Source organism: Nonomuraea sp. NPDC049141 (assembly GCF_040648415.1).
Classification (GTDB): domain Bacteria; phylum Actinomycetota; class Actinomycetes; order Streptosporangiales; family Streptosporangiaceae; genus Nonomuraea.
In genome coordinates this window covers 1-15,291 of sequence record NZ_JBEZDR010000031.1, presented here as the reverse complement: position 1 = coordinate 15,291, position 15,291 = coordinate 1, and the positions used below count along the sequence as shown (strand labels likewise).

Below are 15,291 nucleotides of genomic sequence, written 5' to 3'. Positions count from 1 at the left end.
GTGACACGAACCCCTTCAGTACCATTCGGACTTGTCAACCAGATTGATCAGTTCTCGCCCGCTCACGAAGCGCCGGGCGTTCTCCAGCAGTACGGCGAAGCGCCGCTCGTCAGCGTGCGGCCCCACGCCGCCCACGTGCGGGGTGATGAGCACGTCGGGACGCCGCCAGAGCGGGTGGTCTGCGGGTAGCGGCTCGGTCTCGGCGACGTCCAGGGCCGCGCCGGCCAGGTGCCCCGCGGACAGGGCGGCGGCGAGGTCGTCGAGCCGGACGGTGGGGCCACGGCCGATGTTGACGAAGTACGCCCCGGGCTTGGCCAGCGCCAGCCGCCGCGCGTCCATCAGGCCCTCGGTGGCGGGGGTGTGCGGAACCGTCAGGATGACCAGGTCCGCCTGCGGAAGCAGCCGGTCGAGGGCGTCGGCCGGCAGCACCTCGGCGTAGCCGGGCACGGGGCCGCCGCGCCGGGCGTCCACGCCCACGACCCTGGTGCCGAACGCCGCCAGCAGCCTGCCGACCTCGGCCCCGATCGCGCCCACCCCCACCACCAGGGCGGTCGCCTCGCTCAGGGCGAGCACGGCGTCGGGGTCCCAGTCGGGCGCCCAGTTCGCGCGGGCCTGTTCGCGGGCGTACCTGGGCAGGCCCCTGGCCAGCGCGAGCACCAGCGCCAGTGTGTGCGCGGCCACGTGGTCGGTGTAGGTGTCCCGCATGTTGGTGACCCGCACGGGGTGCGCGACCAGGGCCGGATGGTAGAACCCCGGAGGCGGGCCGGCCTGCGGGGCCTGCAGCCAGCGCAGCCGCCCGGCGTGCGCCAGCAGGTCCGGGGGCAGGGTGCCGTAGGCGGCGTCGGCCTCCGCCAGCGCGTCCGCCGCCTCCTCTCGGGTCCGCGGCCGGCGCACGACGAGCTCCGGCACCGCCTGCCCCAGCCGGTCCGGCCAGCTCTCGGTGGCCGGATCGTGCGGTGGGAGCAGCACCAGGGTGGTGGTGCTCACGCCCTTCTCGCCAGGCCGGACTCGGTGATCTCGTACAGCAGCGGCTCCTCCGCGACGTAGCGGGCGAGCTCCTCGGCCATGGTCTCCCCGTGGCGGCGCCGCTCGTGACCCAGGCTGCCCGCCACGTGCGGGGTGACGACGATGTTGGGCATCGTGAACAGCGGCGACCCGGCGACGGGCGGTTCCGGGTCAGTGACGTCGAGGACGGCGAACAGGTCGGTCCGCCGGCCCAGTACGTCCACGAGCGCGGCCTCGTCGACCAGGCCGCCGCGCGCCGAGTTGATCAGTGTGGCGTCGTGCTTCATCGACTCCAGCAGTTCGGTGCCGACCAGGCGCTCGGTCTCAGGGGTGAGCGGCGAGTGCAGGCTGACCACGTCGGACGTGGCGAACAGCTCCGCCAGGCCGACGAGGCGCACCCCGAGTGCCTCGGCCTGCGCCGGGTCGGCGTACGGGTCGTAGGCCTGCACGTCGAGCTTGTGGTGGGCGAGCAGCCGCGCCGTGGCCCGGCCCGTGGCGCCGAGCGAGACCAGGCCGACCGTCGCGCCGTAGGCCCCGAGCTCGGGTCCGCGCGGGGCGGAGGCGGCGGCGGCGCGCGCGGCCAGCACGTAGCGCCAGCCGTGTTTGAGCGCGTACAGGATCTGCGAGAGCGCGAACTCGGCCACAGGCTCCGCGTTGGCGGTGGCCGCCGAGGTGACGCGCACTCCCCTGGCCCACATCTCCGGGGTGACCATCGGCTTGATGGAGCCCGCCCCGTACAGCACCAACGAGAGCTTGGGCGCGGCGGCGAGGAACTCGGCGTCCAGCTTGGGCGCCCCCCAACCGGTCACGAGCACCTCCAGGCCGGCCAGCACATCAGGGGTGAGCTGGTCACGGGTGAGCAGCGGCGAGTCGATGGCCAGGTGCCGCTCGATCGCGGCCCGGGCCTCCGGGCCGTAGACGTCGTCAAAACGGTTCGGGTCCATCACGTACAGGCCGTTCATCATGGTTTCTCCTTCAAGCGAGCCGCCGCTCGCACACTGGCCAGGCGGGCGGGCGAGCCGAGCCCGGCGTGGTAGTAACGTAGCTGCCGCGCGCCCGCGGCGATGAGGTCGGCGGCCAGGACCGGGGTCCGGGCGTGGCCGTCTTCCAGCACGGTGAGGTTGGCGACGAGGGGGGTTTCTGTGCGGCTCGCCGCGGCCTTCATCTGGGCCAGGGCCGCCTCCTCCTGGCCCCAGCACTTGAGCACGTAGGCGTCGACCGGCGCGTCGAAATCGGCCAGGTCGATGCCCACGTCGGGACCGGTGACCTGCGGGTCGTCGGTGGCCATGAGCAGCAGCTCGCGACCGCCGGCCAGCGCCGCCACGGCGCGGACCAGCTCGGCGATGACCTGACCGCGATGCGCGTACAGGGCCTGGGCGCGCTCACGGCCGAGCGCTTCGTCCAGGCTCGTCCCGGCCGGGACGCCCTGCTGGAGCTCTCCGTCCACGGCGGCGCGCACGTCGCGCGCCAGCTCCTCGACGTCCAGGCCGCGCCCGGCCAGCCCGGCCCGGCAGGCCGGGCAGAGGCAGAGGGACAGCAACGCCCTGCCGCAGGCGGACAGGGAGGCGCCGGAGGTCTTCTCGTGGTGGCCGGCGTGCTCCATGCCCAGCCAGCCGCACGCCTCCAGCATCAGCGCGGGCACATCGTACTGCTCGCAGACCTCGCGTACGAGAGTGAGCGCGTAGTCGTGCACGGCGGGCTGGGCGGGGCAGAGCGCGTGGGGGAAGGTCTCGCCGTAGGCGTTCATGACCGTCAGGTCGGGCGCTTCGCCGCCCAGCACCGAGGAGTGCGTGAGCACCATCCAGGCCTCGGTCCGCAGCCCGGCCCCGGCCAGCGCGGCCAGCGCCGTGCCGAACCTGTCCTCGTCGGGCACCCCCCAGTTCGGCGGGTACGGCCGGAGCCGCCCGCGCCAGCGCTCGGGGCGCAGCCGGAAGTAGGCCGCCGCGTGGTCGGCCCGCACGATGCGGTGGCGCGGATGCCACGGGGTGGTGGCCCGGACCGAGTGGTAGGCGGCCTGCAGGGTCACCGTGCTCACGCCGAGGCCGGCGATGCGCTCGGCCCCCGCGGGGTCGCCGACGATGTCCCAGGTGTAGGCGAACGCGCCGTGCCTCAACGGGAACGTCACCCTTTCGTGGCGCCGGCCAGGCCGCGCGTGAAGTAGTTCTGGAAGAACAGGAAGATCATCAGCATCGGCAGGAACGAGATCGTCATCCCGGCGGCGAACCCGGTCCAGTCGGTGGCGTGCTCGCCCTGGAAGGAGAGCATCCCGACGGCGAGGTTCTGCAGGTCGGGCTGGCCGAGCGTGAACACCAGCGGGATGTTGAACTCGTTCCAGCTACTGATGAACTGGAAGATGACCACCACCGCGATGACCGGTTTGGCCAGCGGGATGATGAGACGGAACGTCTTGAGGAAGCCCGCCCCGTCGAGCTTGGCCGCCTCGAACAGATCGGTCGGGACACTGGAGAAGAACCCGACGAACAGCAGCACGTAGAGGGCGCCGGCGCCGCCGGACATGGCCAGGATGACCCCGGCCCGGGTGTTCAGCAGGCCGAGCTGCTCGATCAGCACGAACTGCGGGACGATGATCGAGGCGACCGGGATGAACAGCGTCCCCACGATCATCCGGTAGAGCAGGGTGCGGCCGGGGAACTCGTACCTGGCCAGCACATAGCCGCACAGAGCGGCCTTGACCAGCTCGACGAGGGTCGAGGCGACCGAGTAGAGCACCGTGTTGACGAAGTATCCGGAGAACCCGGCGTTGACCCAGGCCCGGACGAAGTTGTCGAAGTTCAGCTGGTCGGGCACGAGGCTCGCGCCGCTGGTGAACATCCCGGCCTGGGTCTTGAACGCGGCCGAGATCGTCCACAGGAACGGATAGACCCACACGAGCCCGACGACCAGCAGGATCGGCAGGGCGATGAGGTTGGCCCGCACGGCCTGGCTGCGCCCGGTGGGCTTGGTGTGCTTGGCGGGCTTGGTGTGCGCGGCGGGCTTGGTGATCGTCGCCATCAGACGCCGTACTCCTTCCTGAGCCGCTGGGCCCGGCGGACCGCGACACCCTGGGCGGAGACCAGGACGAAGGCGATGACGGAGAACAGCAGCGCCGCGGCCGAGGCGTAGCCGTAGGCGAACGGCACCGCGCCGAAGGCGTTCTGGTAGATGAAGTAGGACACCATGTAGGTACTGGTGCCGGGCCCGCCCGCGGTGAGGGTGACGACCAGGCCGAAGACGTGCATGGCGTTCACGAGGCCGAGCAGGGTGATGATCACCGCGACCGGCCTGATCATCGGCAGCGTGATGCGGGTGAGCTTCTTCCACTCGCTCGCGCCGTCGATGGCGGCCGCCTCGTAGACCTCCTCCGGCACGTTCTGCAGCGCCGCGATCCAGTAGATCATGTACTGGCCGAAGATCTGCCAGACGGAGACGAGCACGAGCACGAGCAGCGCGCTCCACCGGTTGGCGAACACGTCGAACCCCTCGTCGACCAGACCGAGGTCGCGCAGGATCGCGTTCAGCGCGCCGTTGGACGGGTTGAGCAGGTACGTGAAGACCAGGCCCGCCATGGCGACGGGGATGATGAGCGGCGCGAAGAACATGGTCCGGAAGAACCGCTTGCCGCGCAGCCACTTGCGGGTGAGCAGGATCGCCGCCAGCAGCGAGATCGGCAGCTTGATGGCGGTCGTCAGCAGGGCGAAGACCAGGGTGTTGACCACCGAGAGCCAGAACAGCGGATCGACCAGGATCGAGCCGTAGTTGCCGGCCCCGACGAACTGGTCGATCGGGCCGATGCCCGACCAGTCGAAGAAGGAGTAATAGATCGTCGCGACCAGCGGCCAGATGGTGAAGCCGAGGTAGAGCAGGAGGAAGGGGGCCAGGAAGACGATCAGCCAGACCCTGTCGAGGCCGCGGACGCGCTCGCGGGAGTGATCGGCGCGTTCGGGCGCACGCTTGGCGGGCGACCGGTCCCTGTCCGTCACCTTCTCCCTGCCGGGGGCGGGAGCGGTGGTTGTCATGGATGTCCTCACGAGCAAGAAGGGGCGCCGCCGGCGCGCGCGGCCGGCGGCGCCGTCCGGTCAGTTGCGGTACTTGTCGGAGGTGTAGTCCTTCATGTAGTCCCAGTCGGAGAAGGTGTAGCAGTCCATCGACACCTTCAGGCCGCTGGCCGCCTCCTGTTTGAGCCCTTCCTCCAGGGCGGTCTGCCGCTGCTTGACGATGGCGGCGCCCACGGTCGCCAGCGACTGGCCGCTGTTCAGCGCCTCACCCATGGCCGCCCACTCCCCGTCGGGGTTCTTGGCCAGCGCGTTGACGTACGCCTTGGACTTGGCGATGTCCGGGCACTTGAGCAGGGGCACGGGAAGCTGGACCCGGTAGCCCGGCTGCGCGGCGATCTGCATGATCTGCTTGAGCGCCGGGTCGGTGACCATCTTCTGGTTGTCGACATAGGCCAGCGTCCCGAAGGCGCTCTTGTAGTACTGCTTGACGAAGTAGCCGTTGGGGTCGGTCATCCACTGGATGAACGTCCACATTTCATCGGGATGCTTGGTCTGCGAGCTGACCCAGTACTTGTTGCCGTCGTACTTACGACCGGCCGCGCCGGTCTGCCCCTCGTCCGGGTGGACCCGCGGCGCCACCACGTACTTGTCGCTGCTGAAGCCCTGGCTGGCCCACACGCTCGGCACCCAGGTGCCGTCGAAGAAGATGCCGGACTGCCCGGCGGCGAACTGCTGGCGGGAGAAGTTCTTGTCGTTGGTGCCCGGCGCCAGGTACCCGAGCTTCTTGAGTTCCTGGAGGAAGGCGAAGGTCTTGACCTGCCCGGGCTCGGTCAGGTCGAACTTGCCCGTCTTGTAGTCGAAGAACTCGTCCGTCGAGACGCTGCCGATCAGCCCGAACCAGGGCCGCTGCATGTCCACGCCCTTGGTGGGGGCGCCGATGCACTGCGCCTTGGTCTTGGCCTTGATCTGCGCGCAGGTGTTCTTGAGGTCGGTCCAGGTCTTGGGCGGGTTGTTGATGTCCAGCCCGGCCTCCTGGAAGACCTGCTTGTTGAGGAACATGTAGCCGGGGCCCCAGTACAGGTTCTCCGAGAACGGGAAACCGTAGGTCTTCCCGTCCTGCACGTTGATGCCTTCCAGGAAGGACCCGTCCGGCCAGCGCTTGGTGAAGTCGGCGGGGATGGTCCCGCTGGGGTTGAGCGGGCGGATCCACTTCTGGTCCAGCAACTGCGACAGCCCGGTCGCGTTCCAGTAGAACATGTCCGGCGCCTGGTTGCTCTGGAAGGCCAGCGGCAGGGTCTGCATGTAGTCGGCCTGGGTGATCGAGCGCCACTCGATCGTGATGTTGGGATGTTCCTTGGTGAACTGCTTGGCGATGTCCTTGTGGAAGTTCACCTGTTCGGCGGAGAAGTCCCAGATCTGCAGCTTGGTCTGCGAGCCACCTCCGCTCCCGTTGCTTGAGGTGCCGCACGCCGTCACGAGCAGTGACGCCATGGATACGGCGATCATCGCGGCGGTCCAACGCCGATGAGAATTCATGGACCCTCCAAAGGAGGCGGAGGTCAGGGGGGTTTCAGGCGGCGGGTAAGCGCTTACCCGAGGGTGGGTCCGAGGGTAACCCGCCTCATAACCTGATACAAGGCTTGTGAGAAAGCGATTTCAGGTCGATGCTCACTTGTGAAGGTCTGCCGATCGATGCCTTCCCTGGCCCACCGATGCCCGTTATACAGGGATTTCTCAGCAGAATCGCGCCGGGAAGGCCTCGGAAGGGTTGCCACGATCGGCGCCTTGGAAGAAGTTCAACAAGCGCTTTCTCACTTCAGGAGTACGTGTTGCGGCTGCTCGCCTTCACCAAGCCCTTCGGCCCCATCGACGCGGCCCCGCTGGCCGAGGCCGTGGCCTCGGTCGGCGCCGAGGGGGCGGACCTCCTCGTACGCGAGGGGCAGACGGTCGGCCCCGCCGACCCCGGCGGCATCGCCGTCGTCGCCAAGGAGCTCGAACGCCGCGGGCTCACCCTCGACATCGTCACCACCGACCTGCTCGACGCCGGCCTCGACGCCGAACCGATCATCGCGGCCTGCGGCGAGAGCGGCGTCCCCCTCATGCGGACGGGCTTCTACCGCTACGACCCCGCCGTCGGGTACCGCCGCGGGCTGGAGGAGTCCAAGGCCGCGCTGGCCCGCCTGGCCGACCTCGCCGCCCGGCACGGCGTACGGCTGGCACTCCAACTGCATCAGGGTACGATCCATCCATCCGCCGCGCTCGCCCTCGCACTCGCGGGCGACCTCAACGACGTGCGCGTCTACGCCGACCCCGGCAACCAGGTCAAGGAGGGCAGCGAGGCATGGGCGCTCAACTTCGATCTGCTGGGCGATCGGGTGGCCTGCATGGGAGTGAAGAACGCCGTCTGGCGCTCCACCGCGGACGGCTGGGTGTGCGACTGGCAACCGTTCGCGGACGGGGGCGTGGTCCGCTGGCCGGAGATCATCTCCGGGTTGCGCGCACGCGACTACACCGGGCTGCTGTCGCTGCACGTCCACTACCCGGCGGCCGACCCGGTGGCGGCCGTACGGAGAGATCTGGATCATCTGCGCGGGCTGCTCGGCTGACCGGCGCCGCACGGGGCTAGGAGGAGCAGGTGCGCAATCCGCGGCAGGGCCGCCCGACCCGGGTGACGATCAGCGACGTCGGGGCGGCCGCGGGGGTGTCGGCCTCGACGGTCTCCCGCGTGCTCAACGGCACGACCAAGGTCGACCCCTCCCTGGCGGCGCGCGTCCACGACGCGGTCAGGCAGTTGGGCTACCGGCCCAACGCCGCGGCGCAGGGGCTGGCCCGCGGGGAGTGGGGCACCATCGGCGTGCTGGTCCCCGACCTGGCCAACCCCTACTTCCCCGAAGTGCTCAAGGCCGTCTCGGCCGTCGCCCGCTCCCACGGGCGCCGCGTCATGGTCATGGAGTCGGACGAGGACCCCTCGATCGAGCACGACCTGGTCGAGGACCTGATGCGCAGTTGCGACGGGGTGCTGCTCTGCTCCCCCCGCATGGAGCGCGCCGACCTGGTCGTCCTGACCGCCCGGGACCATCCGCTCGTCCTGCTCGACCGGATAGTCCCCGGCCTCGCCGCGCCCGCGGTCTCCGCCGACTTCTTCGGCGGGATGATGCTGATCTGCGGCCATCTGGCGCAACTGGGCCACCGCCAGGTCGCCTACCTGAGCGGGCCCGAGGTGTCCTGGGCCAACTCCGAGCGGATCAGGGCGCTGGAGGCGGCCAAGGCGTTCGGCCTGTCCGTCACGATCCTGCCGTGCGGGTCCACCAGCCGCTGCGGGTACACGGCCGCCGCCGAGGTGCCCGCCACCGGCGCCACCGCGCTCACCACCTACAACGACCTGGTGGCCCTGGGGGCGGTGACCCGGATGCGCGAGCTCGGGGTGCGGGTGCCCGAGGAGCTGTCGGTGGTCGGGTTCGACGACATCGCGCTGGACCACGTGGCGCACACGGGCCTGACCACGGTGTCGGCACCGCGGGGACAGCTCGGCAGGCAGGCGGCCGAGATGCTGGAGACCCTCATGACCGAGCGGCACGATGGGGAGCCGGTGTACCTGCCGATGGAACTGCACGTCCGCGACAGCACCGCCCCGCCCCGCGCGACGCGCGAACTCGCCGGCTGACCGCACGGTCCTGCGCGAACTGGCCAGGCGACCGTACGGTCATGCGGGATTCGGCCGGTCAGGCGGGATCTGGCCGGGTGATCGTACGGCCGCGCCTTCCACGGCCGTACGGCCGGGCTGTTGACAATCGAGGGCGACGGCGGGAACCCTGTCTGTGAAAGCGCTTTCCCAGCAGAGGAGCTAGCCTGTGGACACCGACCACCGCGCAGGACGGCCTGGCAGCGACCGAGACGACCTGCGGCACCAGGTCCTTGACCTGGTAGCACCGCTGATCTCCCGGTTCAGCCCGGGCCGGGGGCGGCTGCGGCTGGGGGTCAGCACGGCGCACTACGACCGGGAGTCCGCCGAGCTGGAAGCGTTTGCACGCCCGCTGTGGGGGCTGGCGCCGCTGGCGGCCGGCGGCGGGACGTTCGATCACTGGGACCTCTGGCGCGATGGCCTCGCCGCCGGAACCGACCCTGAGCACCCCGACTACTGGGGCGCGGCCTTCGACCGGAACCAGCGGCTGGTCGAAACCGCCGCACTCGGCCTGACCCTCGCCCTGGCTCCCGAGCAGATCTGGGACCCGCTGACCGGTCGGCAACGCGACACGGTGGCCGCCTGGCTGCGGCACTCGGTCACCGTGGAGCCGAACGACAACAACTGGCTGTTCTTCCCGGTCATGGTGGGGCTCGGGCTCGACCGCGTCGGGGTCTCCCACGACCACGACGCCAACAGGGCCAGGCTCGACCGGCTGGAGGAGTTCGACCTCGGACGTGGGTGGTACTCCGACGGGCCCAAGTGGCAGCGCGACTACTACATCCCGTTCGCCATGCACTACTACGGCCTCATCTACGCGGCGCTCGGCGACGACCCTGCCCGGGCCGAGCGCTTCCGCGAGCGGGCCGCGGCGTTCGCCCAGGACTTCCAGCACTGGTTCACCGGCGAGGGGGTCGCCGTCCCGTTCGGCCGGAGCCTGACCTACCGCTTCGCGCAGTCGGCTTTCTGGGGGGCGCTGGCCTTCGCCGGGGTGGAGGCGCTGCCTTGGGAGGTGACCAAGGGGCATCTGCTGCGGAACCTGCGCTGGTGGTCCCACCGGCCCATCCGTGATTCCTCCGGGCTGCTCACCATCGGTTACGGCTATCCCCAGCCGCACATGGCCGAGCAGTACAACGCGCCTGGCTCGCCGTACTGGGCCATGAAGGCGTTCCTGCCGCTCGCCCTGCCCGCGGAGCACCCGTTCTGGGCCGCCAAGGAGGCCGACGCGCCCCCGCTGCCCGAGGTCAGCACCCAGCCGGAGGCGGGCGTGGCGCTGCTGCGCTGCGAGGAGGGGCGGCACGTGGTGATGCTGAGCGCGGGGCAGCACGCCCCGTGGGCGCGGCACGGTGCGGCCAAGTACGCCAAGTTCGCCTACTCCACGCGTTTCGGCTTCAGCGTGCCCGCCGGGACGCTGAAGCTGGAGCAGGGCGCCTTCGACAGCACGCTGGCGCTCAGCGAGGACGGCGAGCACTGGAGGCCGTGCGAACTGCCGTACGACGTCTCCGCCTCCGACGGCGTGCTGCACGCGCACTGGACTCCCTGGGACGACGTGGAGATCGAGACCTGGCTGGTGGCGCTGCCCCCGTGGCACGTACGGGTGCACCGGATCAGGACCGGACGGGCGCTGCGCACGGCCGAGGGCGCCTTCGCGGTCGACCGGGACCGACCGCCCACCCGGGTCGACACCGGTCCCGGCCGGGTCCGGCTCGACTCGCCGAACGGCCTGTGCGTGATCGAGGACGTGTCCGGTGGACGGGAGGGGGCTCTGGTCGCCGCCCTGTCGGGCACCAACGTGCGGCGGGAGGGCGTCCTGGTCACGCCCCTGCCCGGCACCAACGTGTTCGCCCCGCGTACCACGATCCCCACGCTGACGGGCGACCTGCCGCCCGGCGAGCACCTGCTGGCCTGCGTGGTCATCGGCCTGGAGGGCCGGGACGCGGGCTCAGCTTCGGCATCGGCATCGGCATCGGCGGGACCGGACGCCGCGGGTGACGACGGGTGGCCGGAGCCTCCCACGTGGGATTCCATCGAGCCCATGCTCAACCCGGCGCCCACACCATGAGGCCGCAGGGCCTTCATCCTTAGGTCAGGCGGCCGGTGGGAACGCAACCGCCCTCTCACACCTGCGGGCCTCAGCCGAGGCTTTCAAGCGCGGCGGCGGCATGGCCGCGCTCGTCCTCGTCGCCGGTCTCGGCGGCGATCTCCAGCGCCAGCCGGTGCCGCTGCGCCGCCTCGCCGTCACGGCCCATGGTGCGCAACGTCTCACCGATCGCGTTGAGGACACTCGCCTCACCGTACCGGTGCTTGGTCGACTGGAAGATCTCGAGCGCCTGCTCCAGGTGCCACAGGGACTCGTCGAATTTCGCCTGACGGCACAGGGCGGTGCCGAGGTTGCTCAGCGCGGTCGCTTCCCCGTCACGGTGCTCGATCTCGCGGAACAGGCTCAGCGCCTCGCGCAGTTTCGCGACGGCAAGAGTGTCCTCGCCCAGCGAGCTGTAGATCTGGCCGAGGTTGGACAAGGCGATGGCCTGTCCGGCACGCTCGCCGAGCGCGGCGAAGATGTCGTGCGCGGCCAGGAAGTGCTGCGCCGCCTCGGTGTCCTCGCCGATCGACTCCTCGAGGTTGCCCAGGTTGGTCAACGCCGCCGCCTGGCCGAAGGGGTCGTCGATCTCGCGGTAGAGCGAGATGGCCTCGCTGTGCCGGGCGGCCGACGAGGCGAACTCGCCGAGGCGTTCCTCGATGATGCCCAGATTGGACAGCGCGCGGGCCTGGCCGTGGCGGTTGCCGGTGCGCCGGCACAGTTCCAGCGCCTCGCTCAGTTCCTCAACGGCCGAAGCGTACCGGCCGAGCAGCCGCAGGATGACGCCGGCGTTGGTCCGCAGATGCGCCTCGGCCTCCGTGTCTCCCATCTCCCGCGCGGCGTCGACGGCGCACTCGTAGATCGACAGGGCCTCGGTGCCGTGCCCCGCCTCCAGGTAACGGTGTAACGCGGCGGCAAGGGTGACCGCCCGCTCCGGCCGTCCCTGCCTGACCGCGAACTGGCAGATCGTGCCGAACGACGCCAGCTCGCTGTCCAACCACGACAGTGCCGCGCCCGGCGAGAGGGCGACGCCGCTGGGCTTGAGGGCGAGCCCGGCGTGCCGCCAGCTCCCGCTCCACCCTGGGTAGAGGGCGCCGCTCGCCTCGACGGCGGTCCCGCAGTAGTGCTCCAGCAGCCTGTCCATGGCCGCCTGCCGCTCGGCCTCACCGTCCGTGGCAAGGCTCATCTCGGCGGCGTACGCACGCAGAAGGTCGTGAAACCCGTAGCGCCCCAAGGCATCGCATCGCAGCAGGTGGGCCGAGGCGAGCCGGTGCAGGAGCCGGGCCGCGCCGATCTCGTCGACGTCCGACAGCGCCGCCACGCAGGCCAGCGTGGAGTGCGGCGCCGGGTTCAGGCTCAGCAACCGGAACAGGCGCTGCGCCTCGGCGTCGAGCAGCCGGTACGAGCAGCCGAAGACGTGCCGGATCGCCGCCCCGCCACCCGGGTCGAGCAGATCCAGCGGTCCGGCCCGGTGCAGCCGCGTCACCACGCCGGCCAGCGGCAGGTGCGCCACCGCCCCGGCGTACTCGGCGGCCAGGCGCAGCGCCAGCGGCAGGCGGGCGCAGATGGTGGCAAGCGAGTCGACGCTGTCGGGATCGGTGCCCGCCCGCTCGCCCAGCAGCCGGCGCAGCAGGTGGACGGCGTCGGTGCGGGGCAGCAGATCCAGTTCGATGCGGTGCGCACCGTGCAGGGCGACCAGGGTGGCCAGCCTGTCCCGGCTGGTGATCAGCATGAGGGTGTCGTGCGTGCCGGGCAGCAGTGGCCGTACCTGCTCGGCCGAGGCCGCGTTGTCAAGCAGCACAAGCAGCCTGCGGCCGTCGGTCTCGGTGCGCCAGCGCGCGGCCCGTGACTGGGTGTCGGCAGGAATGTCCTGATCGGACACGCCGACGGCGGTCAGCAGGCGGCCCAGCGCCTCGTGCGGGGGCAGCGCGTGTTCGGCGTGGTCGCCGCGCAGGTCGAGGTAGATGCGCCCGTCGGGGAACAGCTCGCGGTTGTGGTGACCCCAGTGGACGGCGAGCGCCGTCTTGCCCACGCCCGCGGTGCCGCAGACGACCGCGATCCCCGGTGGGCGGCGAACGTTCGTGGCGTCAAGCAGGGCCAGCTCGTCGGCGCGTCCGGTGAAGTCCGGCACCGGCGCCGGGAGCTGCTGCGGAATCCTTGGCACACCACGGCTTTCCTGCTCCTCGAGCAGCTGCCGGTGCGCCCGTTCGAGCTCCCCGCTCGGCTCCACGCCCAACTCCTCGGCCAGCACGAGGCGGGTGGCCTCGTACCGCTCGAAGGCGATCGTCCGCTGGCCCGTCGCCTGGTACGCGCGGATCAGCGTGGCCTGCACCGCCTCGTCGAGCGGGTTCGCCGCGCCCTGCACCGCCAGCGCGGCGATGACCTCCGCGGCGTTGCCCGCCCGCAGCATCAGGTCCCAGTAGGACAGCTGCGCGCGGCGGCGCTCAGCTTTGAGGCCCCACACCTTGGGGTGGCCCTCGAGCGCCGGCACGTCGCACAGGGGATCGTCGCCCTCCCACAGCCGCAGCGCCTCGCGGAAGAGCGCGGCCGCTCGCGCCGGGGCGCCGTCGCTTCCGGCCTGCTGCGCGGCTGCCACCATACGCCGGAAGCGCAGCAGGTCGAGGGCGTCCTCCGGCAGGCGGAGCAGGTAGCCGTCGCCGACGGTGGAGAGCACGCCGCCCTGGTCGCGTGGGCTGTGCCTCGGGTCGAGCAGGCGGCGCAGGTGTTTGGTGTAGGTGTGCACCATGCTGACCGCGCTTGACGGCGGCCGTTCGCCCCACAGTGACTCGATCAGCTCCCGGCGGGTGGTCAGCCGCCCGGCGTTGAGCGCCAGGACCCCCAGCATCAGGCGGCGGGCGGGCGGCCCGGCATCGACCTCGCGATCATCGTGCCACACGCGCAGGCGGCCAAGCACCTGGATGACAAGCACCGCCACAGTGTAGTGGCGATGTTCAGTAAAGATCCAGAGCCTGTCCAGCGGCTGACGATCTCCTTCGCCCAACGCTCTTCCACGAAGGGAGTACCCATGGCCAGATGGAAAGCGGGGATCGCGAGCGTCGCTTTAGGACTGTTAGCCCTGCTCGTCCCCGCCACTCCGGTGACGGCGGAACCGGACAAGCCCGCACCGGAACCCGCCGTCTCAGAGGAGTGCGGCGCCGACCTCAAACAGCACGCGGCGAAGCTCGCCGCGACCGGGAAGTCCGGGACGGCCACCTGTATCCGCAAGCAGGCGAGGAAAGCCGACAAGGACACGACCGGCGCCAAGATCGCCGCCGACATCTGCGGCGGGAGCCCCACGCTGGCCCGGACGGCCGCATGCGTGATCGAGGACGGCATCCTGCTCATCTTCACGGTGCCCAACGGGGTCGTCATCGGCTCGATACAGTTCACCGTCTCCAGCTTGACGACCCTCGACTACGGTTCGCTGCAGTGGAGCCAGTCGTGGCACTACCAGGCCAACTCCGTCGCCGGCCCGGCGATCCCGGCGGTGCTCGACACCTTCGTCTACGCCGAGCCGGAATGCCTCGCCAGCTGCACGGTGTCCAGCAGCGGACTGGTCGGCGGGTCAGCGCTTCCGGGCCATGTCCACTCGGCCACCACGTACTTCGCCAGCCCGCCCGGCGGCTACAAGTGGAACGCGCACGGTGGGATGAGGTACTGGTTCGCCAACTCGGCGTGGGTCAACCCGACGTCAAACGCCTCAATCACCGCGCCGGCCGTGCATCGCTGCGACGACGCGCTGCCCGGCTACAACAAGGGCTGCGTCTACGACTCGGTCCGCCCGATGCACGACGTCCTGTCGTATCGCTATCCGTCGTACGCCTACCACCTCCAGCTCGCCATCAAACATTTCAAAATGACGGACGTCCTGACCAGGACCCAGAACCAGACCATCATCGACAACAACTACAACACGGCATGCCCGCCGGGGCACCCCAAGCCCACGAAACCGGGAACTTGGTCCTGTGACGAGTACCCCTTCAAGTCCACCTACAACGGCGCGTACTCCCAGCCCTACGGCCGAAACATCTTCATCTTCAACTTGAGCACCGGGTACGAGTTCAACTGCGGCGCGTCGTGGCTGCCGGTCCGCGCCCTCAGCGACTCCGGCGGCTACAGCGTCTGCATGATTTCCCTGGCGGACAACGCTGGCGGCGGATCCGACCTGAGCTCCTTCTACTACAAGTCCCGGGTCCTGGACGGGGACCAGTTCCAGGTCCGCGTCATCTGACCAAGATCGGACAACTTGCCTGGCAATACACCGCTCCACCGGCTGCGGGAGCGCGACTTGCCAGGCAAGCCGCACGATCACGCCAGCCACTGCTCCCAGTGCTGTGGCCCCTTCTTGCTCAGCACCCGCAGCGGCTTGCCCCCACCGCAGCCGACCATCGAGCTGACGGAGTGCCGAGATCACTCTCGTTTGCGCCGGTGGCTGACCCTGTTGCTGAATTCTGATCAGGCGGTCAGGGTGAGGTCGAGGCGGGCCAGGTGGCTGGTGCGGGTCCGGTCGAGCGGGTGCCCATTCCACC

The 15,291-nt window shown here is 70.3% G+C and carries 11 protein-coding genes; 4 read left to right on the top strand and 7 right to left on the bottom strand.

Annotated elements, in window-relative coordinates:
• Nucleotides 1-15 precede the first annotated feature (15 nt).
• Genes AB0B91_RS56435 through AB0B91_RS56410 form a run of 6 tightly spaced genes read right to left on the bottom strand, consistent with a single transcriptional unit; the run spans nt 16 to nt 6,536 of the window.
• Entirely contained in the window at nt 16-987 is a 972-nt protein-coding gene (locus AB0B91_RS56435) for a D-2-hydroxyacid dehydrogenase (RefSeq protein ID WP_358340026.1), read from the bottom strand.
• Complete coding sequence (locus tag AB0B91_RS56430) at nt 984-1,970, bottom strand: hydroxyacid dehydrogenase (protein WP_358340024.1); 987 nt, start codon at nt 1,968-1,970, stop codon at nt 984-986. Before AB0B91_RS56430 ends, AB0B91_RS56435 begins: the two co-directional genes overlap by 4 nt.
• Entirely contained in the window at nt 1,967-3,130 is a 1,164-nt protein-coding gene (locus tag AB0B91_RS56425; RefSeq protein ID WP_358340022.1) for a hypothetical protein, read from the bottom strand. The genes AB0B91_RS56430 and AB0B91_RS56425 overlap by 4 nt, the downstream gene beginning before the upstream one ends.
• Nucleotides 3,127-4,017 carry a carbohydrate ABC transporter permease gene (locus tag AB0B91_RS56420; RefSeq protein WP_358340020.1) on the bottom strand — a complete coding sequence of 297 codons (891 nt, stop codon included), beginning with the start codon at nt 4,015-4,017 and terminating at the stop codon, nt 3,127-3,129. The genes AB0B91_RS56425 and AB0B91_RS56420 overlap by 4 nt, the downstream gene beginning before the upstream one ends.
• Nucleotides 4,017-5,021, bottom strand: a complete 1,005-nt coding sequence (locus AB0B91_RS56415; protein ID WP_358340018.1) for a sugar ABC transporter permease — start codon at nt 5,019-5,021, stop codon at nt 4,017-4,019. Before AB0B91_RS56415 ends, AB0B91_RS56420 begins: the two co-directional genes overlap by 1 nt.
• Nucleotides 5,022-5,081: 60 nt before the next feature.
• Nucleotides 5,082-6,536 carry an extracellular solute-binding protein gene (locus tag AB0B91_RS56410; protein WP_358340016.1) on the bottom strand — a complete coding sequence of 485 codons (1,455 nt, stop codon included), beginning with the start codon at nt 6,534-6,536 and terminating at the stop codon, nt 5,082-5,084.
• Nucleotides 6,537-6,829: 293 nt separating this feature from the next.
• Between AB0B91_RS56410 and AB0B91_RS56405 the strand changes: the two genes are divergently transcribed.
• The 3 genes from AB0B91_RS56405 to AB0B91_RS56395 all read left to right on the top strand — a co-directional run bounded on the left by AB0B91_RS56405 (nt 6,830) and on the right by AB0B91_RS56395 (nt 10,744).
• Nucleotides 6,830-7,606, top strand: coding sequence for a TIM barrel protein (locus AB0B91_RS56405; RefSeq protein ID WP_358340014.1), 777 nt, complete (start codon nt 6,830-6,832; stop codon nt 7,604-7,606).
• A 29-nt stretch (nt 7,607-7,635) separates the two neighbouring features.
• Nucleotides 7,636-8,664 (top strand): LacI family DNA-binding transcriptional regulator, encoded by a 1,029-nt coding sequence (locus AB0B91_RS56400; RefSeq protein WP_358340012.1) that lies wholly within the window; start codon nt 7,636-7,638, stop codon nt 8,662-8,664.
• A 187-nt stretch (nt 8,665-8,851) separates the two neighbouring features.
• Entirely contained in the window at nt 8,852-10,744 is a 1,893-nt protein-coding gene (locus AB0B91_RS56395) for a DUF2264 domain-containing protein (RefSeq protein ID WP_358340010.1), read from the top strand.
• Nucleotides 10,745-10,814: 70 nt separating this feature from the next.
• Here the strand turns inward: AB0B91_RS56395 and AB0B91_RS56390 are convergent, their stop codons facing one another.
• Nucleotides 10,815-13,691, bottom strand: a complete 2,877-nt coding sequence (locus AB0B91_RS56390) for a tetratricopeptide repeat protein (RefSeq protein ID WP_358340008.1) — start codon at nt 13,689-13,691, stop codon at nt 10,815-10,817.
• Nucleotides 13,692-13,787: 96 nt separating this feature from the next.
• On the opposite strand from AB0B91_RS56390, the gene AB0B91_RS56385 reads away from it, so the two are divergent.
• Nucleotides 13,788-14,993: a hypothetical protein gene (locus AB0B91_RS56385; protein ID WP_358340006.1), complete on the top strand. Its 1,206-nt coding sequence runs from the start codon at nt 13,788-13,790 to the stop codon at nt 14,991-14,993.
• Nucleotides 14,994-15,291: the final 298 nt, after the last annotated feature.